At 60.6% G+C, this 21475-nt stretch carries 21 protein-coding genes; 13 read left to right on the top strand and 8 right to left on the bottom strand.

The window, feature by feature from the left end:
• Window positions 1–357 precede the first annotated feature (357 nt).
• From brnQ to HBO05_RS12880, 3 genes are all read left to right on the top strand, one after another.
• Entirely contained in the window at window positions 358–1671 is a 1314-nt protein-coding gene (brnQ, locus tag HBO05_RS12890) for a branched-chain amino acid transport system II carrier protein (protein ID WP_169956480.1), read from the top strand.
• Between the two features lie 199 nt (window positions 1672–1870).
• The gene (locus HBO05_RS12885) at window positions 1871–2611 is read left to right on the top strand and encodes a DUF599 family protein (RefSeq protein WP_169956482.1); all 741 of its coding nucleotides are present in this window, start codon (window positions 1871–1873) and stop codon (window positions 2609–2611) included.
• On the top strand, window positions 2608–3009 hold the full coding sequence (locus HBO05_RS12880) for an MAPEG family protein (protein ID WP_169956484.1): 402 nt from the start codon (window positions 2608–2610) through the stop codon (window positions 3007–3009). Before HBO05_RS12885 ends, HBO05_RS12880 begins: the two co-directional genes overlap by 4 nt.
• Before the next feature lie 73 nt (window positions 3010–3082).
• On the opposite strand, the gene HBO05_RS12875 is transcribed toward HBO05_RS12880, so the two are convergent.
• Complete coding sequence (locus tag HBO05_RS12875; RefSeq protein WP_029292691.1) at window positions 3083–3334, bottom strand: hypothetical protein; 252 nt, start codon at window positions 3332–3334, stop codon at window positions 3083–3085.
• A gap of 158 nt (window positions 3335–3492) precedes the next feature.
• Here HBO05_RS12875 and HBO05_RS12870 point away from each other — a divergent pair, with 158 nt between their 5' ends.
• From HBO05_RS12870 to HBO05_RS12855, 4 genes are all read left to right on the top strand, one after another.
• Window positions 3493–3969, top strand: a complete 477-nt coding sequence (locus HBO05_RS12870; RefSeq protein WP_172312808.1) for a PaaI family thioesterase — start codon at window positions 3493–3495, stop codon at window positions 3967–3969.
• Entirely contained in the window at window positions 3966–4430 is a 465-nt protein-coding gene (locus tag HBO05_RS12865) for a PaaI family thioesterase (protein WP_169956488.1), read from the top strand. The genes HBO05_RS12870 and HBO05_RS12865 overlap by 4 nt, the downstream gene beginning before the upstream one ends.
• Window positions 4431–4519: 89 nt before the next feature.
• Window positions 4520–6424, top strand: coding sequence for a molecular chaperone HtpG (htpG, locus tag HBO05_RS12860; RefSeq protein WP_169956490.1), 1905 nt, complete (start codon window positions 4520–4522; stop codon window positions 6422–6424).
• A 67-nt stretch (window positions 6425–6491) separates the two neighbouring features.
• Entirely contained in the window at window positions 6492–7220 is a 729-nt protein-coding gene (locus HBO05_RS12855; protein WP_170042645.1) for a dienelactone hydrolase family protein, read from the top strand.
• 93 nt (window positions 7221–7313) lie between these two features.
• Here the strand turns inward: HBO05_RS12855 and HBO05_RS12850 are convergent, their stop codons facing one another.
• Complete coding sequence (locus tag HBO05_RS12850; protein WP_170042646.1) at window positions 7314–8180, bottom strand: pirin family protein; 867 nt, start codon at window positions 8178–8180, stop codon at window positions 7314–7316.
• A 64-nt stretch (window positions 8181–8244) separates the two neighbouring features.
• Window positions 8245–8661, bottom strand: coding sequence for an OsmC family protein (locus HBO05_RS12845; protein ID WP_170042647.1), 417 nt, complete (start codon window positions 8659–8661; stop codon window positions 8245–8247).
• A gap of 140 nt (window positions 8662–8801) precedes the next feature.
• On the opposite strand from HBO05_RS12845, the gene HBO05_RS12840 reads away from it, so the two are divergent.
• The 3 genes from HBO05_RS12840 (at window position 8802) to HBO05_RS12830 (ending at window position 12103) form a co-directional block, all read left to right on the top strand.
• Window positions 8802–9806, top strand: a complete 1005-nt coding sequence (locus tag HBO05_RS12840) for an amidohydrolase family protein (protein ID WP_170042648.1) — start codon at window positions 8802–8804, stop codon at window positions 9804–9806.
• Between the two features lie 67 nt (window positions 9807–9873).
• The gene (locus HBO05_RS12835) at window positions 9874–10338 is read left to right on the top strand and encodes a DUF3859 domain-containing protein (protein WP_169956500.1); all 465 of its coding nucleotides are present in this window, start codon (window positions 9874–9876) and stop codon (window positions 10336–10338) included.
• 139 nt (window positions 10339–10477) lie between these two features.
• Window positions 10478–12103, top strand: a complete 1626-nt coding sequence (locus tag HBO05_RS12830) for a methyl-accepting chemotaxis protein (protein ID WP_169956502.1) — start codon at window positions 10478–10480, stop codon at window positions 12101–12103.
• 184 nt (window positions 12104–12287) lie between these two features.
• Here the strand turns inward: HBO05_RS12830 and fabB are convergent, their stop codons facing one another.
• The 5 genes from fabB to HBO05_RS12805 form a co-directional block, all read right to left on the bottom strand.
• Window positions 12288–13508 carry a beta-ketoacyl-ACP synthase I gene (gene fabB / locus HBO05_RS12825; protein ID WP_170042649.1) on the bottom strand — a complete coding sequence of 407 codons (1221 nt, stop codon included), beginning with the start codon at window positions 13506–13508 and terminating at the stop codon, window positions 12288–12290.
• Window positions 13509–13519: 11 nt separating this feature from the next.
• Complete coding sequence (gene fabA / locus HBO05_RS12820) at window positions 13520–14035, bottom strand: 3-hydroxyacyl-[acyl-carrier-protein] dehydratase FabA (RefSeq protein WP_003210552.1); 516 nt, start codon at window positions 14033–14035, stop codon at window positions 13520–13522.
• A 248-nt stretch (window positions 14036–14283) separates the two neighbouring features.
• Window positions 14284–16185, bottom strand: coding sequence for an ATP-binding protein (locus tag HBO05_RS12815; RefSeq protein ID WP_169956799.1), 1902 nt, complete (start codon window positions 16183–16185; stop codon window positions 14284–14286).
• A complete protein-coding gene (locus tag HBO05_RS12810) occupies window positions 16182–17114 on the bottom strand; it encodes an ABC transporter substrate binding protein (RefSeq protein ID WP_262381072.1) in 933 nt (310 codons plus the stop codon). The genes HBO05_RS12815 and HBO05_RS12810 overlap by 4 nt, the downstream gene beginning before the upstream one ends.
• Before the next feature lies 1 nt (window position 17115).
• Window positions 17116–19236 (bottom strand): TonB-dependent receptor, encoded by a 2121-nt coding sequence (locus tag HBO05_RS12805; protein WP_170042650.1) that lies wholly within the window; start codon window positions 19234–19236, stop codon window positions 17116–17118.
• Between the two features lie 195 nt (window positions 19237–19431).
• Between HBO05_RS12805 and HBO05_RS12800 the strand changes: the two genes are divergently transcribed.
• Genes HBO05_RS12800 through sixA form a run of 3 tightly spaced genes read left to right on the top strand, consistent with a single transcriptional unit; the run spans window position 19432 to window position 21261 of the window.
• Window positions 19432–20457: an NAD(P)H-dependent glycerol-3-phosphate dehydrogenase gene (locus HBO05_RS12800; protein ID WP_169956803.1), complete on the top strand. Its 1026-nt coding sequence runs from the start codon at window positions 19432–19434 to the stop codon at window positions 20455–20457.
• Window positions 20458–20467: 10 nt separating this feature from the next.
• Window positions 20468–20815, top strand: a complete 348-nt coding sequence (locus HBO05_RS12795) for a DUF4389 domain-containing protein (protein ID WP_038447121.1) — start codon at window positions 20468–20470, stop codon at window positions 20813–20815.
• Entirely contained in the window at window positions 20812–21261 is a 450-nt protein-coding gene (gene sixA, locus HBO05_RS12790) for a phosphohistidine phosphatase SixA (protein WP_172312806.1), read from the top strand. The genes HBO05_RS12795 and sixA overlap by 4 nt, the downstream gene beginning before the upstream one ends.
• Window positions 21262–21475 lie beyond the last annotated feature (214 nt).

Raw genomic sequence — 21475 nt, 5'->3', positions numbered from 1 at the left:
TTCTGCAGGTTGCTGAAGATCAAAATGTGGGAGCGGGCTTGCTCGCGAATGCGGTGTATCAGTTGATACATTCGGTGCTGACCCACCGCATTCGCGAGCAAGCCCGCTCCCACATTTGTTTCTATTACCAAGTTAAGTATGAAAACGCGACATCAAAGTGTCGCTTATCGGACAGTCCGCCCTGCAACAGTGCGTTTGTCAGACAAATTCGGTACTCTTGCCGCCTCTTTATGCGCCCGCATCCCAAAAGGAAGCCGCGTGCTAGACCGGTCGGTCCCCATAAGGGCCGGCAGTATTTCCCTCATCCATAGGGAATCCCCCTCTAAATTCCGATTCAGTAGTGTGGTATTTCCTCAAATGAAAGTGTTGAAAGGCCAGGATATCCTGGCGTTGGGCTTTATGACTTTTGCGCTGTTCGTGGGCGCTGGTAACATCATCTTCCCGCCTATCGTCGGTTTGCAGTCCGGGCCCCATGTCTGGATGGCAGCGCTGGGCTTCCTGATCACTGCAGTCGGCCTGCCGGTGGTCACGGTCATCGCCCTGGCCAAGGTCGGCGGTGGCATGGACGCATTGAGCAGCCCTATCGGCAAGGTCGCCGGTGGCATCCTGGCTGCAGCGTGCTACCTGGCAGTCGGCCCACTGTTCGCCACGCCACGTACCGCAACAGTCTCCTTTGAAGTCGGCCTGGCGCCACTGACCGGCGAAAGTCCGCTGGCACTGTTCCTCTACAGCTCGGTGTACTTCCTGCTGGTGTTCTTCATCTCCCTGTATCCAGGGCGCCTGTTGGATACCGTCGGCCGTTTTCTCGCGCCACTGAAGATCATTGCGCTGGCGGTCCTGGGCATTGCGGCCTTTGCCCTGCCTGCGGGTGATATTGGCGTTGCTACGCCAGAGTACGTCGCCGCACCGTTCTCCCAGGGCTTTATCAATGGTTACCTGACCATGGATACCCTGGGCGCACTGGTGTTTGGCATCGTGATCGTCAACGCCATCCGCTCCCGTGGCGTTGAATCGCCACAGCTGATCACCCGTTACGCGATCATTGCCGGACTGATTGCCGGCCTCGGCCTGGCATTGGTGTACATCAGCCTGTTCCGCCTCGGTTCGGGCAGCCATGAAGTGGCCGCCGGTGCAGCCAACGGCGCAGCGGTACTGCACGCCTACGTACAACATACCTTCGGTTCCCTGGGCAGCGGCTTCCTCGCGGTGCTGATTTCCCTGGCGTGCCTGGTAACAGCCGTGGGCCTGACTTGTGCCTGCGCCGAGTACTTCAGCCGGGTGTTGCCACTGTCCTACAAGACGCTGGTGGTGATCCTCGCCGCATTCTCGCTGCTGGTGTCCAACCTGGGGCTGACCAAGCTGATCGCGTTCTCGATCCCGGTCCTGACCGCGATCTACCCGCCGTGCATCGTTCTGGTCGCCCTGAGTTTCTGCAAGGATTTCTGGCATGAGCATGGCCGTATCCTTGGCCCGGTGATGCTAGTTTCGTTCATCTTCGGCACCATTGACGCACTCAAGGGCGCAGGCCTGGCTGGCTGGATGCCCACTCAAATGGCGAACCTGCCATTGAGCGAACAAGGCCTGGCCTGGCTGGTGCCTTGTGTGATCACCCTGGTGGCTGCATTCGGGGTCGACCGCATGCTCGGCAAGCGCAGCGAAGCCATCGCTTAAAGCGTTCGTTACACGCTGACATCGAAATGCCCCGTATCTATCGATCCGGGGCATTTTTTATGGGCGCTCGGCGGTGTCTTTTTTTGCAGGCTAACGTCGAAGGGGTTATGAGTTTTCCAGATCAGGAACACGGTCAGTGTGGGAGCAGGCAAGCCCCACATTGTCCGAGTGAGCCAGCCCTATTGTTTAGAGGACCCGCATGTCATTTGTCGAAGCCAACCTGATCCACCTGCTTGCTGCGCTGTGGTTTGTCATCTGTTGGGGCGGATACACCCGCTACGCCAGTTGGAAAGCCCGTGACACTGCCTGCCTCGCCAGTGTGTTGCACCTGTATCGCGAAGACTGGATGCGCCGCATGCTCCTGCGCGACAACCGCATCGCCGATGCCAGCGTGATCGGCAACCTGGAGCGCAACGCCTCGTTCTTTGCCTCCAGCACCCTGATCATTCTCGCCGGTATCCTCACCGTGCTGGGGGCCTCGGAGCGCGCGGTGTCGCTGCTGGCGGACATTCCCATGGTGCAGCAGGCATCCCAGGGCATGTCGGAGATCAAGCTGCTGTGCCTGGCCCTGGTGTTTGTCTATGCCTTCTTTACCTTCAGTTGGTGCATGCGCCAGTACAACTTCGCCGCCATCCTGATTGGCTCAGCGCCGATGGTCGGTGAACGCCACGTCTCCGAGCAGGAGCGCAAGGCGTTTGCCTCGCGGGCGGCGCGGGTGATCTCCATGGCCGCCAACCAGTTCAACTTCGGCCTGCGTTCCTATTACTTCGGGATGACCATGCTCGCCTGGTTTGTCAGCCCCTGGCTGTTCATGCTGATGAGCAGCGGGGTGGTGCTGGTGTTGTATCGGCGTGAATTTCATTCCGACGTTCTGGAAGTCATGGTCTATACCCCTACAGAGGCACCGATGCCTGAAGCGAACAAGGAGGCAACATCGTGAGTATTCCGTTCTGGTGTGTGTTTATCAGCGCGTTGCTGATTTTCGTGGCGCGCATGCCGGTGGGCAAGGCCATGAAAGAGCAGGGCGGGTATGACAACCATCTGCCTCGCCATCAACAGGCACAACTGACCGGCTTTGGCGCGCGGGCGGTGGCTGCTCATCAAAACAGTTTTGAAGCGTTTATTTTGTTTGCGGTGGGGGTATTGATGGCCCATACCACCCAGACTCAGGGCTACCTGATTGACTGGCTGGCGATCATCTTTGTGATTGCGCGGGTAGTCTATCTTGCGTGTTATTGGGCGGACTTGGCGTGGCAACGCAGCCTGGTGTGGCTGGTGGGGTTGCTGTGTTCGCTGTTGTTGATGCTTAGTCCGACATTTCGCACTTTGCTGATCTGATAAAAGTCTCGCGCAAAGTAAAGCCCGCTATTAAGCGGGCTTTCTTTTGCAACATGGTATTTAAACCGCGGTATCAGGAACCGGTTGCAGGTGTAGCGGGTGCAGCTTCTTTAGCGGCGGCAGCGTCAGATTCAGCTTGGGCTTTGGCGGCTTCGGCGTTTTCTTTTGCAGCGTCGTTCACTTTATCCTGAGCTTCGCTCATTTTTTCCTGAGCTTGTTCAGCATGCTGGTTGGCATCCTGAGCTTTGTCCTCGGATTTTTTATCGCAGGCAGCGAGGCCAAGGGCGGCAGCCAACATCAAGGAAACAGCGAAAGTCTTGCGCATGGGGTGTTTCTCCTTATTGAAGATATCTACTGGCCTTTCGAGCATGGGGTGCACGCATTAGTTCCTTTAATCCCACAGATATATAAGCCGTTTTGCCAAGGAACTTTCTTCCGGGGTATTTGTTTCGCCGGATCACTACTAATAAGAGTCTTTACCCAATGACCGATAGCCCCCTTTTAGAGCGTGCCGCACGTTTTGTCTCAGCCCTGCGCCACTGTCAGGTGCTGGGGATCCAGGTACATGATGCAAACACCGAGGGCATGACCTTGTGCCTGCCCTACAGCCCGCAGATCGTCGGCGATCCGCAAACCGGGATCATCCATGGCGGCGCCTTGACCTCGCTGATGGACACCGCCTGTGGCATGGCCACCCTGTGCGTGCTGCCGGAGTTCGAGGTCTGCCCGACCCTGGATCTGCGCATTGACTACATGCACCCGGCCGAGCCGCACAAGACGGTGTTTGGCTTTGCCCAATGTTATCGGGTGACCACCGATGTGATTTTCACCCGGGGCTTTGCTTACCAGGACGATCCCCAGCAGCCGATTGCCCATGTAGTGGGCACGTTCATGCGCATGGGCAAGCGATTGAAGGGCACCAAGGGGCTGGGCAGCAGCATCAAGGGAGAACAGGCATGACCCATCAATTCAAGACCCGGATGCAGCAGGCCCACCAACGCGGCGACTATAAGGCGTTGCTCGAGTTGATTCCCTATGCCCGCCTGATCGGCGTCGAGTGCACGCGACTGGGGGATGAGTTGTTGTTCCGCATGCCGGCGAACAAGGACAATATTGGTAACCCGATATTGCCGGCCATCCATGGCGGGGTGATCGCAGGGTTTATGGAGTTGTCGGCGGCCTTTCATCTATGGGTGGCTACAGGCACCCCACGGGTTGAAACAGGCCTGCCGAAGATCGTCGATTTTTCCCTGGATTACTTGCGGGCCGGGCAGTTTCGCGACACCTACGCAACCTGCCAGGTGTGGCGCCAGGGACGGCGGGTGGCCAATGTGGCGATCACTGCCTGGCAGAGCACCCCTGCCGAGCCCATCGCTACCGCTCGCGCGCATTTCAAGATTCAGGAGCAGGGCCACCCTTGAAATCCTGGTCTTAGCCCCCAACTTTGATGACAACCCGCCGCCAACCCTCTAGGGCGCGGCCACTGCCATCCAATTGGAGTTTGATGACCATGAGTGTGGAAACTCAAAAGGAAACCCTGGGCTTCCAGACCGAGGTGAAGCAACTGCTGCACCTCATGATCCATTCGCTGTATTCCAACAAGGAAATCTTCCTTCGCGAATTGATCTCGAACGCCTCTGACGCTGTCGACAAATTACGTTTCGAAGCCCTGTCCAAGCCTGAGTTGCTGGAAGGTGGCGCAGAACTGAAAATCCGTGTGAGCTTCGACAAGGACGCCAAGACCGTCACGCTCGAAGACAACGGCATCGGCATGAGCCGTGAAGACGCGATTACCCATTTGGGCACCATCGCCAAATCCGGCACCGCCGACTTCATGAAGAACCTCTCGGGCGATCAGAAGAAAGATTCGCACCTGATCGGCCAGTTCGGCGTGGGCTTCTACTCGGCCTTTATCGTCGCCGACAAAGTTGAAGTGTTCAGCCGCCGCGCCGGTCTCGACGCCAGCGAAGGCGTGCACTGGTCTTCCAAAGGCGAGGGCGAATTTGAAATCGCCACCGTCGACAAGGCTGATCGCGGTACCCGCATCGTGCTGCACCTGAAGTCCGGTGAAGACGAATTCGCCGATGGCTGGCGCCTGCGCAACATCATCAAGAAGTACTCCGACCACATCGCGCTGCCCATCGAACTGCCGAAAGAACAAGCGGCGGCCGAAGGCGAAGAGGCTCCTGCCCAGGAATGGGAAGTGGTCAACCGCGCCAGCGCCCTGTGGACCCGTCCGCGTACCGAGGTCAAGGACGAGGAGTACCAGGAGTTCTACAAGCACATCGCCCATGACTACGAAAATCCGCTGAGCTGGAGCCACAACAAGGTCGAAGGCAAGCTGGAATACAGCTCGCTGCTGTACGTCCCGGCCCGCGCTCCGTTCGACCTGTACCAGCGCGAAGCGCCGAAAGGCCTGAAGCTGTATGTGCAGCGCGTATTCGTGATGGATCAGGCGGAATCCTTCCTGCCGCTGTACCTGCGCTTTATCAAGGGCGTGGTTGACTCCAACGACCTGTCGCTGAACGTGTCGCGGGAAATCCTGCAGAAAGACCCGATCATCGATTCCATGAAGTCGGCGCTGACCAAGCGTGTGCTGGACATGCTGGAAAAACTGGCGAAGAACGAGCCTGAGCAATACAAGGGCTTCTGGAAAAACTTCGGCCAGGTCATGAAGGAAGGCCCGGCAGAAGATTTCGCCAACAAGGAAAAAATCGCCGGCCTGCTGCGTTTTGCCTCGACTCAAGGCGAGGACGGCGAGCAGGTGGTGTCCCTGGCCGAGTACCTGGCGCGCGCCAAGGAAGGTCAGGACAAGATCTACTACCTGACCGGCGAAACCTACGCTCAGGTCAAGAACAGCCCGCACCTGGAAGTCTTCCGCAAGAAAGGCATCGAAGTGCTGCTGCTCACCGACCGTATCGACGAGTGGCTGATGAGCTACCTCAGCGAGTTCGACGGTAAGTCCTTCGTCGACGTGGCCCGTGGTGACCTGGACCTGGGTAACCTGGACTCCGAAGAAGAGAAGAAAGAAGCCGAAGAAGTGGCCAAGGCCAAAGAAGGCCTGGTTGAGCGCATCAAGACCGCACTGGGCGATGCCGTCAGCGAAGTGCGGGTTTCCCACCGTCTGACCGACTCCCCGGCGATCCTGGCCATCGGCGAGCAGGACCTGGGCATGCAGATGCGCCAGATCCTTGAAGCCAGCGGGCAGAAGGTGCCGGATTCCAAGCCGATCTTCGAATTCAACCCGGCTCACCCGCTGATCGAGAAACTCGACGGCGAGCAGAGTGAAGAGCGTTTTGGCGACCTGTCGCACATCCTCTTCGACCAGGCGGCCCTGGCCGCAGGGGACAGCTTGAAAGACCCGGCCGCCTACGTGCGCCGACTGAACAAGCTGTTGGTTGAACTGTCGGTTTAACAACGCTGCAAGAAAACCCCGCTTCGGCGGGGTTTTTCGTTCTCGTGCATATCAACTGGAGAAAATGATGAGCCAAGTCACCGTGCGTTCCGTGGTCTATCAGATTGATGGCCAGTCTTATGAAAGCCGCCTGGCCTTCGATGCCAGCCACACGGACCCGCTGCCGGGCCTGTTGATGGCGCCGAACTGGATGGGCGTCAGCGCAGGCGCCGAAGAGATCGCCAAGGCCGTGGCCGGCAAGGGCTATGTGGTGTTGATCGCCGATCTGTACGGGCAACAGGTGCGCCCGTCCAATGGCGATGAAGCTGGCGCCGCGATGATGCCGTTGAAAAATGACCGTGGCTTGCTGAACAAGCGCATGCAGGCGGCTTTTGCGCAACTGCAAGGTCAGGCCGAAGCCGCGGTCGATACCTCGAAGCTGGCGACCTTTGGCTTCTGTTTTGGCGGTTGCTGTTCACTGGAGCTGGCACGTACCGGGGCGTCGCTGAAGGCAGCGGTGTCGTTCCATGGCACCCTCGACACGCCAAACCCGGCGGATGCCAAGCGCATCAAGGGTTCGGTGCTGGTGCTGCATGGAGCGTCTGACCCGTTGGTGCCCAGGGAGCAGTTGCCTGCCTTTAAAGACGAGATGAACGCGGCCGGGGTGGATTGGCAATTGCTGAGCTACGGTGGCGCGGTGCATTCGTTCACTGACCCGCAGGCGAATGTGCCGGGCAAGATGATGTACGACGCCAAGACTGCCGGGCGGGCGTTCCAGGCGATGCATAATTTGTTGGATGAAGTGTTCAAGGGCTGAATATTTAGCGCCTGAGTTGGCCCCGTCGCGGGCAAGCCCACTCCCACATTTTGGAATGCATTCCAGCTGTGGGAGCGGGCTTGCCCACGATAGCTATCTCAGAGGCAACTCAATTCTCCCTGTCTCCCCTGGCACCGTCGGCCAATCCCCAGCCGCCCAGCGCTGGCGAGCCTGTTCGATCAACGCCGGATCACTGGCGACAAAGTTCCAGTTGATCCGCCGAGGCCCATCCAGCGGCGCACCGCCGAAGATCACCAGATGGCAGTCGGTTTCGGCAAACAGCGTCATGCTCTGGCCCGCCGGCAACACCACCAGGCTATGGACTGCCAAAGGTTCGCCATCCAACTGCGCATCACCGTCGAGCACATACACCGCCCGTTCCTCATGCTCATGAGGAATCAGCAGGGTGGTGGCGGTTTGCATATGAGCCTCGGCATACAGCGTCGGCGACAGCACCGGCACCGGTGATTCCAGGCAAAAGCCATTGCCGGCGATCATGCGGATCGCCACGCCGAGGTTGTCACTGACCGGCAAGCTGTTGGCAGGGTGATGGCTGTAATGCCCCGGCCCTTGCTCGTGTGCCTTGGGCGAGGCCAGCCACACCTGCAGGCCATGCAGCTCGAACCCCTTGGCCTTGAGCGCGTCGGGTGTGCGTTCGACGTGGGCAATGGCGCTGCCGGCGGTCATCCAGCTGACATCACCGGCCTGCACCACTTGATCGGAGCCGAGGCTGTCTTTGTGCAGCAGTTCGCCTTCAAACAGGTAGGTGAGAGTGGACAAGCCGATATGCGGATGCTGGCGGATATTCATGCCACTGCCGGGGGCGTAGCGGGTTCGGAGCATATGGTCGAAAAACACGAAAGGCCCGACGCTGCGGCATTCCCGCGAGGGCAGCGGGCGCAGGATCGGTTGGCCTTCGACATCTTCGGCGCGCGGGCGAATCACGGTCACGGTGGTCATGGAGCGTCCCTGTCTGAGCGGGTTTGTAGGGCTTGAGCATAACCCGCCAGACAGGGAATCGGTGTTATTGGCTGAACGCGCCTTCGGCAAGCCGGGTCTCGATGCTGATCTCGGCGGTAGTCATCAGTTTATGCACCGGGCACTTGTCGGCCACGCGATGCAGCTCGGCGCGCTGCTCATCGGTGAGCACGCCCTTGAGGGTCAGCTTGACGTTGAGCTTGTACTTGCCCTTTTGCTCCTCGGTGCTGTCGTGGGTGACTTCCACGGTCACACCGGTCAGGGGGATGTCCTTTTTCTGCGCATACAGCTTGACGGTCAGCGCCTTGCACGAGGCCAGCGCCGCGTCGAAGTAATCGTGGGGCGAGGGCGCCGAGTCGTCGCCACCCAGGGTCTTGGGCAGGTCGGTAAACAGCTCATGGTTATTGATGTTGACGCTATGGCGAAAATTCTCGGTGTTCAGCGTATTGACGATAACAGGCATGGCAAGCCTCACTAGGTGGCAGGATGAAGGTCATGCAGTTATAGAGCATGCTGGCACCTGAGTGTTCCGCGTTTTTTATCGGATGAACCCCGGCACGCCGTCGCAGGTCTACCGCACTTATCCCCTGTTGAGGTTTTACCGTGCCCTGGACCCGCCTGCCCCTCGTCCTGTTGCTTGCCGCCAGCAGCCTTGCCGTACAGGCCCGCGACTATGCCTACAGCGACGCGCACCTGCATTACGTCGACTTCTTCCAGGAGACAGCTGGCATGGACAAGCTGCTCAAGGCCATGGCCGACAATCGCATTGAGCATGTGATGATTTCCGGCGTCCCGGTGGCGAAAAAATGGCATGAAGACGAACCCAAGCGCCCGCGCTATTACGCCGGGGATGACGCGGATGCCTACTGGTACAGCGCCACCGATGTGATCGTCGCCGCAGCGGTCAGCAAGCTGGCCCCCGAGCAGCGCCAGCATTTGCACCCGTTCCTCAGCGGCTTCAACCCCAATGACAAGAACTCCGAGGCCCATATCCAGCGCATGCTCGACCTCTATCCGGGCCTGTGGCAGGGCATCGGCGAAGTGTTCACCCGCCACGATGACCTGACCGCGCTGACCTCCGGTGACACGCCGCGGGCCAATAACGAGGCCATGACGCGCATCTATCACCTGGCCGCCGAGAATGACCTGCCAGTACTGGTGCATTCCAACATCACCTCCAAGCGCGAACGCAACCCCCTGTATCTGGCAGAAATCGAAGAACCACTGCGCAATCATCCGCACACCCGGTTTATCTGGGCCCATGCCGGCACCAGCATGGAAATCCACCGGCACCAGACGCAGTTGGATTTTCTGTTGCCGACCTTGATCCGCATGCTTGAGGCGTATCCCAACCTGTACATCGACCTGTCCTGGAGCGTGCTCACGCCGTACTTGCTCGACGATGCGGGAAAGCCCCGGCCGGAGTGGTTGAAACTGGTGGAGCGCTTCCCGGAGCGCTTTATGCTGGGGTCTGATGTTGTAGGGCGGTTCAATAAGTTGGGTAAGGAAATGCGCAGCTTCAATCCCTTCCTCGATGCCTTGCCTGAAGACGTCGCGCGAAAAGTCGCACGGGACAATTTCCTGGCGATCTTGCCCAAGGCGCGCTGATCGGGTTTGTCATCGTCCCGTCATACCGGTGTCATAAGCTCCCGCCATCTCACTCAAGGAGCCCACTATGCACCTCACCCGTTTAAGCGCCCTGGCGGCATTGATGATGATCAGCGGCCTGGCTGGCGCCGAAGTCCGTATTGAAGGCCCGGTAGAGTTCGGCGTGTTCGAAGGCCCGAAAGCCGAGTTGCAGTCGGGCGAGCGTGTGTTGCGCCGCAGCAACGAACAGATCCAGGCCACTACCGTGGTGCCGGCCAAGCTGGGCACCAAGTTCGGCCTGCGTTATCAGTTGTTGGGCAAGGTCGCCGAAGACACGCCGCTGACCTTGCTCTATTTCACCCCAGGCATCCGCACGGCTGATGGCCAGCGGCATGACAAATTCGAAGTGACCCAGAAACTGGTGCCCGGTGCGCCTCAGGACGTGATGGCCTACGAGTTCACCGAAAGCCACGAGGTGGTGCCGGGCGAGTGGCGATTCATGGTGTTCCAGGGCGATCGCCTGCTGACCCAGAAGAGCTTTACCGTGCGCTGAATCGCTACAGTCATGGGCTAGGCAGATAAAGGCGTTTTGATATCGCGTTTTCGTCTTACGCAAAAAGTCGAAGACGCCGATACCTTTCAAGAGCAACCCGCTGCAGGTGGATGCAGCGCTCTTGGAAGGAGTCCGAGCAATGAGTATCCGAAGTCTCAATATCGCTCCACGTGCAGGCCTGGGTTTTGGATTGTTGGCGTTGATGGTGTTTGTGCTCGGCGGGTTCGCCTTGGTGCAAATGGCCAATATGCGTGCGCAGTCGGACCAGGTGGAAACCAACTGGCTGCCCAGCGTGATGGCCGTCGGCGAAATGAATCAGGACCTGCTGCGGGTACGGGCCTTGACCTTGCGCCTGTTGGTCAACCGCGACCCACAGGCAGTGGCGCAGAATGAACAGAAAATCCTCGATATCAAAAAGCAGTTGCACAACGCGCAGTCGCTGTACGATGCCCTGATAGTCCTGCCCCAGGAGCGGGTGCTGTTTGACCGCTTCAAGCTCGAGGAGCAGCAATACCTGCAACGCCAGGAGCAGGTCATGGCGTTTTCCCGGCAGAACCAGGTGGAAGACGCGATCAAGGTGGTCAACGGCGAGATGAACCACCTGGCCGACGCGTTGGCCGGCACCCTCGGCGAACTGGTTACCCTCAACAAGGTCAGCGCCAACCAGGCGGCCACCCTGGCCCAGCAAGTGTTCAGTCAATCGCGAGTCTGGGTGATCGGCATGATTGCCCTGACCGCGCTGATTACCGTGGGACTGGCGGTGTTGTTGACCCGCAGCATCGTATTGCCACTGGCGCAGTCGGTGAGGGTCGCCCAGGGGGTGGCCAGCGGCGACTTGACCGGCGAGATCACCGTCAGCGGCAAGGACGAGCCAGCGCGCCTGCAACAGGCGCTCAAGAGCATGCAGGAAAACCTGCGCGAGACGATCCTGCGTATTTCCCAATCCTCCAGCCAATTGGCCTCTGCTTCCGAGGAGCTCAGTTCGGTCACCGAAGACGCCACCCGTGGCCTGCACCAGCAAAGCCAGGAAATCGAACAGGCCGCCACGGCGGTCAATCAGATGACCGCCGCGGTGGAGGAGGTGGCCAGTAACGCGGTGGCTACCTCCCAGGCCTCGCGCGAATCCGATCGCATTGCCCAGCAGGGGCGCGAGCAGGTGCATCAGACGGTGCTGTCGATTGAGTCCCTGGCCGACGACGTGACCGCCAACGCCACCCAGGTCGAGGACCTGGCGCAGAAGGTGTACGGCATCAGCAAGGTGCTGGATGTAATCCGCGCGATTGCCGAACAGACCAATCTACTGGCGCTGAATGCGGCGATCGAGGCGGCGCGAGCCGGCGAGGCCGGGCGTGGTTTTGCGGTGGTGGCCGATGAAGTGCGGGCCCTGGCCCATCGCACCCAGCAATCGACCCGGGAAATCGAGCAGATGATCGGTGGGATTCAGCAGGGCACCGATCAGGCGGTCAGCGCCATGCAACAGAGCAACGGTCGGGCGCGAGCGACCCTGGACATTGCCAAGTCAGCGGGCACTGCGCTGGAGGAGATTGCCTCGGCGTTTACCCTGATCAATGAGCGCAACCTGGTGATTGCCAGCGCCTCGGAGCAGCAGGCAGCGGTGGCGCGGGAGGTGGATCGCAACCTGATGAATATTCGCGACCTGGCGATGCAGACCTCGGCGGGGGCGAACCAGACCAGTGCGGCGAGTCATGAGCTGTCGCGCTTGGCGGTGGATTTGAACACCATGGTGGCGCGGTTTTCGGTGTAGGGCTTTAAACCGGGTTGGCCCCATCGCAGGCAAGCCAGCTCCCACATTGATCGCATTCCAACTCGGTCAACTGTGGGAGCTGGCTTGCCTGCGATGAAGACGACTCGGTCTTGAATAAACCCCCGCCCAATAAAAAACGCCCCGAACCAGTCGGGGCGTTTTCATAAGCACAACCTGCGGGGTATTACTTACCCTGCCAGCGCTTGAGCACCAGGGTGGCATTGGTGCCGCCAAAGCCGAAGCTGTTGCTCATGACCGTGTTGATGGTGGCATCTTCACGGGTCTTGGTCAGGATCGGCATATCAGCCACGGCTGGGTCCAGCTCTTCGATGTTGGCCGAACCGGCCATGAAGTTGCCTTCCATCATCAGCAGGCAGTAGATCGCTTCGTGAACGCCGGCGGCGCCCAGGGAGTGACCCGACAGGCTCTTGGTGGAGCTGATGGCCGGAGCCTTGTCGCCGAATACCGCACGCACGCCTTCCATTTCCTTGGCATCGCCCACCGGAGTGGAGGTGCCATGGGTGTTCAGGTAGTCGATTGGCGTATCCACGGTGGACATGGCCATCTGCATGCAACGGATGGCACCTTCGCCGCTTGGCGCAACCATGTCGTAGCCGTCGGAAGTCGCGCCGTAGCCGACGATTTCCGCGTAGATCTTCGCGCCACGGGCCAGGGCGTGTTCCAGCTCCTCGACCACCACCATGCCGCCACCACCGGCGATGACGAAACCGTCACGCTTGGCGTCGTAGGCACGGGAGGCTTTTTCCGGGGTTTCGTTGTACTGGGTGGACAGCGCGCCCATGGCGTCGAACAGGAACGATTGGCTCCAGTGTTCTTCTTCACCGCCACCGGCGAATACGATGTCTTGCTTGCCCAGCTGGATCTGCTCGACCGCGGTACCAATGCAGTGAGCGCTGGTGGCGCAGGCGGAGGAGATCGAGTAGTTCACGCCCTTGATCTGGAATGGCGTGGCCAGGCATGCGGAAACGGTGCTGCCCATGGTCCGCGTGACGCGGTACGGGCCAACGCGCTTGACGCCTTTCTCGCGCAGGATGTCCAGCGCTTCCATCTGGTTCAAGGTCGACGCGCCACCGGAGCCTGCGATCAGGCCGGTGCGTACGTTGGACACCTGGTCGTCGCTCAGGCCGGAGTCGGCGATTGCGTCTTTCATGGCCAGGTAGGCATAAGCTGCGGCGTGGCCAACGAAGCGATAGATCTTGCGATCGATCAGTTCTTCGAGGGGGAGGTCGATGGAGCCGGAAACCTGGCTACGCAGACCCATTTCGGCATATTCCGGGTTGAAGCGGATGCCAGGGCGACTTGCACGCAGGTTAGCGGAGACGGTCTCTTTGTCATTGCCCAGGCACGAAACGATGCCCAGACCAGTGATAACGACGCGGCGCATGCGGATAACCCTTAAAAGTTGTCAGTGGAAGTGAACACGCCGACGCGAAGGCCTTCGGCGGTGTAGATCTCGCGACCGTCGACAGTCACCGAACCGTCGGCAATGGCCAGGTTCAGCTTGCCCTTGAGGACGCGCTTGATTTGAATGTTGTAGGTGACTTTCTTGGCGGTCGGCAGGACCTGGCCAAAGAACTTCACTTCGCCCGAACCCAAGGCGCGACCGCGGCCCGGCAGGCCTTGCCAGCCGAGGTAGAAACCGACCAGTTGCCACATGGCATCCAGGCCCAGGCAGCCTGGCATCACTGGGTCACCTTCGAAATGGCAGGCGAAGAACCACAGGTCCGGGGTGATATCCAGCTCGGCGACCAATTCACCTTTGCCGTACTTGCCACCCTCTTCGCTGATATGGGTGATGCGATCCACCATCAGCATGTTAGGGGCGGGCAGTTGCGCGTTACCTGGGCCGAACAGCTCACCGCGACTGCAGCGCAGCAGGTCTTCCCGGGTAAAGGCGTTTTGTTTGGTCATGCGAGCTCCTCAATAATCCCATGCGGCAGGGCCGGGTAAATCTTCCCGACCGACTGAAGCGTGCTTGCCTCACGTCGGCAGCCTACAGGTAGACTATTGCGTTGTAGTGAAAGTCACAGCATCAAGGACATGAATGTACACTTGTGCACTGAAATTTTAAACCGGACTCATTTATAGGCCCGCTCGGGTGCCTAAGACTGCCGCACTTTCGTGTTTCACGCCAGTCGCAGTTGGCTGATGGTGCTGATCTAATGCACCCAGCGCTGTAGGATTTGCTGCAAATCCGTGCGTTTGAACGGCTTGGCCAGATAATCGTTCATTCCAGCGGCCAGGCACGCCTCGCGATCGCCCTGTAACGCATTGGCTGTCAGGGCAATGATCGGCAGGTCGGCGCAGCCGGGCAATTGGCGAATCTGGCGGGTGGCTTCATAGCCGTCGATCACCGGCAGCCGGCAATCCATCAGGATCGCCGTGAAAATCAGGCTTTCGGCACTGCGAATCGCTTCGGCGCCATCGGTGGCGATGCTCACCTCGAACCCCAGGCTGCGCAGCATGGCTTGGACCACCGTGCGGTTGACCGGGTTGTCCTCCACCAGCAACACATTGCGACCTTCACCGGCACTGGCTTTGTGCTGGGTGGCTGCGGCGATCTGCGGCAGGCTCTGTTGGTAGATCGCCAGGGGGATTTCCAGGGTGAACACCGACCCCAGGCCTTCTTCGCTCTTGGCGCGCAAGGTGCCGCCCATGCGCTCGGCCAGGGTGCGGGCAATCGGCAGGCCCAGGCCGGTGCCGCCGTAACGCCTGGAGATAGAGCTGTCCGCCTGTTGAAAAGCATCGAACATCAGTTCCAGGCGCTCGGCCGAGATGCCAATCCCGGTGTCGCGCACGGTGCAGGTGAACCACAGCAGTTCATGATCCAGGGTCTGCCAGTTGGGCTCGACGCTGACCGTGCCCTGCTCGGTGAATTTCAGTGCATTGCCGATCAGGTTCACCAGGATCTGCCGGATCCGCGTCGGGTCGCCCTGCACGCGCAACGCCTCCATGCCCGGCGGGATCGGCAGTTCCAGGATCAGCCCGCGCTGTATGGCGCTGTGCTGGAAGGCCTGGGCGCAACTGTTGATCAGGTCCACCAGGTTGAACGGGATATGTTCAAGCTCCAGGGCCGAACGTTCGATACGCGAGAAGTCGAGGATATCGTTGATGACTTTGAGCAGGTGCTCGGTGGACTCCGAGGCCAGCGCGGCGTACTCGGTCTGCTCGTCGGTCATGGACGTGGTTTCGAGCAGTTGCAGCATGCCCAGCACACCATTCATCGGCGTGCGCAGTTCGTGGCTCATCATCGCCAGGAAGTCGGATTTTGCGCTGTTGGCGCGCTCGGCTTCCTCGCGCGTCTGGATCAACTGGGCCATGGCCTGCTGCTGTTCGCGGCTGGCGTGGTGCAGGCCTTCGGCAAGGTTGTTGATATGCCGGGACAGATCGCCCAACTCCGAGTCGTCGACAATCGGCAGCGGGGCCCTGTAGTCACCCTGCTGGATCGCCTTGACCGCATGGCCCATGGCGCTGATCGGCTGCGACAGGCTGGCGGCCAGGCGCCGCGCCAGCAGGAAGGTAAAGAGCAGGGCAAACAGGGCGAGGATCGCGGCCTTGAAGAGGATTTCCTGCTGGCGCTGGCTGAAGGCGTCATTGGACATGCCGACGATCACCCGCCCCAGGTAGTCGGCCCGTGGCGCTTTGGATTGCGCGGTGCTGTCCTGGAAAAAATCGTTGCCCAGCTGGATATGCTGCAGACGGATCGGCGCCTGGAAGATTTTCACCGACAGCGAGCGGTCGTGCTTTTCCGATGGCTGCTCCACATACACCAGGATGTTTTCCGCGCTGTCCTGGATTTCCAGGAAGCGCACGTGCGGCGTGGCCAGGGTCGCCCGCAGCAGGCTGTCGAGCACGTCGTTGTTGCCTGAAATCACCCCGTACTCGGTGGCCGGGGCCAGTTGGTTGGCGATCAGTTGGCCGGTGTGGTCCAGTTCCTGGCGCAGATCCTGGATCCGCACGAAGGTAAAGAAGCTGATCAGCAGCAACGTCAGCAACAGGGCCGGGCCCAGGGTGATGATCTGGGTGCGGGTGTTGATATCCCAGCGGCGACGCAAGGTCATGGGTGTTTCTCCCCTTCGGCCAATCGGGTCGCGACGGCGGTCTCGTCCACCTGTTCGATCCCCAGCGAGCGCGCCACTTGCGGGTTGCCCACGACTTTGAAGTGTTCCGGGTACAGCGAGCGCGGCCAACTGGCCGGCGGGCGATCGAGCAGGCGGTCAAGTACATCCAGCCAGTCGGCCTGGTCGCTGTAGGTACTGGCCAGGCTGCCGGCCCGTACGAAGCCGGCGTTGGGCCCGATCAGCGGCAACTGCCTGGCGTAGCTGCTCAACAGCAGGTTTTTCACGGTCTTTGGGTTGTACAACTGCGGATCATCCAGCCCCAGCAACACATCGCTGTTTTTGAACAGGTTCAGCAACGGGCGACTGTCATTAATGTTGTCCCAGTGCTGGGCGACGATTTCCAGGCCCTGGGCCGACGCATGCTGGCGCAACTCTGGCAGCAGGAATTCGCTTTCGCTGCCGTACAGCACGCCGATACGCCGGGCCTGGGGCAGGATATTGGCGATCAGACGCAACTGCCGGTCCAGGGGCGGGTCGCTCCACAGCAGGCTGATCTTGCCAGGCACATGGTTGCCCAGGCGCTCGCGGGCTTGCAGGCGACTGATACGCAGCACCAGGGTGGCCGGGCCCTGGGGATCCTGCAGGCGCCAGTCGAGGCTGGGCGGGTCCAGCAGGACCAGGCGGGTGCTGCTCGGCAGTTGGCCGGGGGCGGGCATGTCTTGCAGGGCCTTGAAGGTGACGCTATCGGCAGGGCGTTGCTCGCGCAGGGCCTGGGTGAATGCCTGCACGCCGGGGCCATCCTCGGCGGCGGTCAGCAGGATTTCGGCGCTCCACACGGGCTTGGCCAATGCCAGGCTGGCGAGCAGTAGGCAGCGGCGCCAGAACCTGGCGCCGAAGAGGGCGGTCATCCTTGACTGGGCAGGGTTCATGTCAGAACTCTAACTCCGCACTGAAGTAGAGGACGTGGCGCTGGTCGTAGTTATTGTCGACCTGGGTGGTGGGCTGGTGGTCGAGGCGTTGTTGCAGCATGCCGGCCAGCTCCAGGTTGGCCTTGCCCAGGGCGATGCGTTTGGCGACTCGCATGTCGACCCGTTCAAAGCGATATTGATTGAGTGCATCGTTGCCATAATAGAACAGCGCGCTGGACCAGCCTTGCCCCCACTCGCGCATCCAGCCGGCCGAGCCGCTGTTGCGTGCGGTCTGTTGGCGGTCCAGCGCGTTGCTGGCGTCGGCATCCACGTAAGCATAGGTCAGGCGCAGGCGGTCGGCGGTACTCAAGTGCCAGTCCAGCTGGGTCTCGGTCCCGGTAAAACGCGAGCTGTTACTGTTGCTGGCGATGTACTGGTTGTTGCGCAAGGGCTCGCTGATCATGCCGGTGATTTCGTCATAGAACAGCTTGACGTCGAGGTTCAGCCCAATGTCGGCAAAAAAACCGTTGTAGCCCAGCTCCCGGGAGCGCATCAGCTCCTTGTCGAGGTCGCCCGGGCCCCGGGTCTTGACGAAATACTGCCCGGAGTTCTGCCCGTACACGGGGGAACTGAGGTTGGTGACCCGGTAGCTCCAGTTCACATTGTTCTCGAACATGTCCGGCGAGCGGATGGCCTCGGAGTACACCGCGCGCAGCCCATGGCGCGGGTTGATCAGGTAGTTGACCGCGACCCTGGGCGTGAGCGAATTGCCGCTCAATTGGGTGCTTTCGTACATCGCCCCGCCCTGCAACAGCCAATGTTCGCTGGCGCGCCATTCCAGATGGCCGAACAGGCGCCAGGTGGTGTCGTCCAGCCGGCCATTGAAGTAGGTGTCGGAGTCGGCGCGGTCGTAGCGGTAATTCATGCCGCTGACCAGGCGCAGGCTGTCGGACAGGCTCAGGGTGTCCTGTACTTCCAGGTCGTAGCGGCTTTCCTTGGTGCTTTGGTCGATGTTGCCGCAGACGCTTTCCTTGCCGCCTTGATTCCACTGTTCGATGACCTCTTGGGCCAGCGCCTGCTCGGCTGCGGAACCCTGCGGTGGGGTGCCGCCCTGGTAATCCTGCATGTGCCGCGCCAACTTTTCAGCGTAGTTGGGGTTCATTTGCCACAACTGTGTCAACTGCGGGCTGAACGAGACCTTGGCGTCACAGGCTTTCCACACCTGGCGGCGATCCCACTGCTGCGCCGAACCCTGGATATACAGGCTGTGGTCGGGGTTGAAGTCGAAGTTCCAGCGCAGGGAGGCGGCGTAGTCCTTGGCGCTGACGTCGGAATCAGTCCCACCATCGGTAATCCCGGCAAACACCGGCTTGTAGGTGTACGGCCGCTGGTTGGTCCCTTCCTTGGCGTTGATCTGCCAGTCGATGCTTTGCTGCTGGTCGAGGGTCTGGCTGACTTTCAGGCTGAAGCGGTTGAGGCGCCGGCTATCGCGGTAGTCGGCACCCACCCGGTCGCTGTCAAAACCGTCGTCTTGTTGCCCGGACAGTGACAGCCGCAGGTTGCCGGTGTCCCAGCCCAGGCCCTGGCTGGCATACCAATCATTGATGCCGCGCTCGCCCCGGGTCATTTTCATCCGGGTGCCCAGGCTGTTGGCCGGCGAGCGGGTGAGGATATTGACCACTGCCATCAGCGCATTGGCGCCGTAGCTGACGGTATTGGGCCCACGGAACACCTCGATCCGCTCGATATCCTCCATGGCCACCGGAATATCGCTCCAGTCCACCGTGGCGAGGCCGGCGCGGTACACCGAGCGGCCATCGATCAGCACCTGCATGCGCCGTGCTTCGCTGGCGTTGGTGCCGTGATAGTTGACGGCAGCCTGGTTGCCCGAGGTGTAGCCCACCATCATCCCCGGCACCAGGCGCAGCAACTCGGCGATATCCCGCGCGCCGCTGGCCTTGATCAGTTCGCTGTCGATCACCGTCATGCTGCCAGGCACGGCGGCGGCCGACTGCTTGAGCCGGGTCGCCGTGAGGACCTGGGGCAGCGGTTGGTTGTCGAGGAACAGATCGTCGGCCAGCAATGGCGCACTGACCAGCAGCGCCAGAAACACAGATGAACGAGGAGGAGGGCCCAAATACACGGTACGGCCTTGATAATTGCGGATAGCCGCCCATGTTAACTGAGGCGGGCGCTTTTGCCAGTCGGCGCTATCGCAATTACTGTGGTCTATCCGGCCATTTTCCGACAATCGCGGGAAATTACGGAAGGGCTGGCCGCCATCGGGCCGGCCCGTATAATGCCGCCATCGCCACTGCTATGGATTAACGGATTGCATATGACTGAACAGCGCCCAATTGCGGTCCTGGGAGGCGGAAGTTTTGGTACCGCCGTGGCTAATCTGCTGGCCGAGAACGGCCATCAGGTGCGTCAGTGGATGCGCGATCCCGAACAGGCCGAGGCCATCCGGGTCAACCGGGAAAACCCCCGTTACCTCAAGGGCATCAAGATTCATGCGGCGGTCACGCCGGTCACGGACCTGCAGGCCACCCTGGATGACTGCGACCTGTGCTTCGTCGCGCTGCCTTCCAGCGCCCTGCGCTCGGTGCTGGCGCCCCATGCCGAGCGACTGGCGGGCAAGATGCTGGTCAGCCTGACCAAAGGCATCGAGGCCCAGACCTTCAAGCTGATGAGCGAAATCCTCGAGGACATCGCGCCCCAGGCCCGTATTGGCGTGCTCTCCGGGCCGAATCTGGCGCGGGAAGTGGCCGAACACGCCTTGACCGCCACCGTGGTCGCCAGTGAAGACGAGGCCCTGTGCGAACAGGTGCAGGCGGTGCTGCATGGCCGCACCTTCCGTGTCTATGCCAGTGCCGATCGCTTTGGCGTGGAGCTGGGCGGTGCGTTGAAAAACGTCTACGCCATCATCGCCGGCATGGCGGTGGCCCTGGGCATGGGGGAAAACACCAAGAGCATGCTGATCACCCGCGCGCTTGCGGAAATGACCCGCTTTGCGGTCAACCAGGGCGCCAACCCCATGACGTTCCTCGGCCTGGCCGGGGTGGGCGACCTGATCGTCACTTGTTCGTCACCGAAAAGCCGCAACTACCAAGTGGGTTTTGCCCTGGGCCAGGGCTTGAGCCTGGAAGATGCCGTCACCCGCCTGGGTGAAGTGGCCGAAGGGGTCAACACCCTGAAGGTGCTCAAGGCCAAGGCCCAGGAGACCGGGGTCTATATGCCGTTGGTCGCCGGCCTGCACGCGATCCTGTTCGAAGGGCGCACCTTGAACCAGGTCATCGAGTTGCTGATGCGTGCCGAACCCAAGACCGATGTCGACTTTATTTCCACCAGTGGTTTCAACTGAGGAACGCGCGATGAACGATCCGAAAACAGCACCCAAGTATGAATCCATTGTCCTGCGCATCCTGTGGATGCTGGTGTTTGCCCTGGTCTGGCAAGTGGCGCAGTTCATCCTCGGGGCGTTGGTGGTGGTGCAGTTGATCTACCGCCTGATCTACGGCGCACCGAACCTGGGCCTGATGAACTTTGGCGACAGCCTCAGCCAGTTCCTCGCGCAGATTGGCCGTTTTGGCAGCTTCCACAGCGAGCAGAAACCCTGGCCCTTCGCCGACTGGCCAACCCCGCGCGCTCCGGAAGGCGAGGCCGCTCACAGCGTGCCGCCAGCCCCGCACCCGGTGCGCGATGAAGAGCCCAAGCTATGAAACTGTGGATATTGCGCCACGGAGAGGCCGAGTCCCATGCGTCCAGCGACGCCCAGCGCAACCTGACCGAGCGGGGCCGCGAAGAAGTGCTGCACAGCGCCGCGCACCTGATCGGCCAACCCATCAGCGCAATCATTGCCAGCCCTTATGCGCGGGCGCAGCAGACTGCACAGTTGGTGCGTGAGGCGCTGGGGTTTGTGCCAGAAATCCGCACCGTGCCGTGGCTGACGCCGGACGGCAACCCCCTGCAAGTGCTGGAAAAACTCGACACCGATGACAGTGTGCTGCTGGTCAGCCATCAGCCATTGGTGGGCAACCTGATCAGCTTTTTGCAGCACGGCCACCAGCGCCAGCCGCAACCGATGCACACCGCCAGCCTGGCGGAGCTGGAAGGGGACTTTCCGTTGGCGGGGCTGATGAGCCTCAATAGCGTCAAAAACCCCTGATTTTTCAGGCACGACACAATCACCTGTGGGAGCGGGCTTGCCCGCGAATACGGTGTATCAGTCAATGAATATATTGGCTGACACTGCGCATTCGCGAGCAAGCCCGCTCCCACACTTATTTGTGTTGTGTCAGTAAGGAACTTGCAGTGCTCCTTTGTGCATGGAATAGTCCACCAAGCAAGTGCTTGGTTGGCTACCATCGGAACACACAGGA

The sequence above is a fragment of the Pseudomonas sp. WS 5079 genome (assembly GCF_012985465.1).
Classification (GTDB): domain Bacteria; phylum Pseudomonadota; class Gammaproteobacteria; order Pseudomonadales; family Pseudomonadaceae; genus Aquipseudomonas.
The sequence above is the reverse complement of the archived record's forward strand: the minus strand, read 5'-3'. Positions and strand labels throughout refer to the sequence as shown.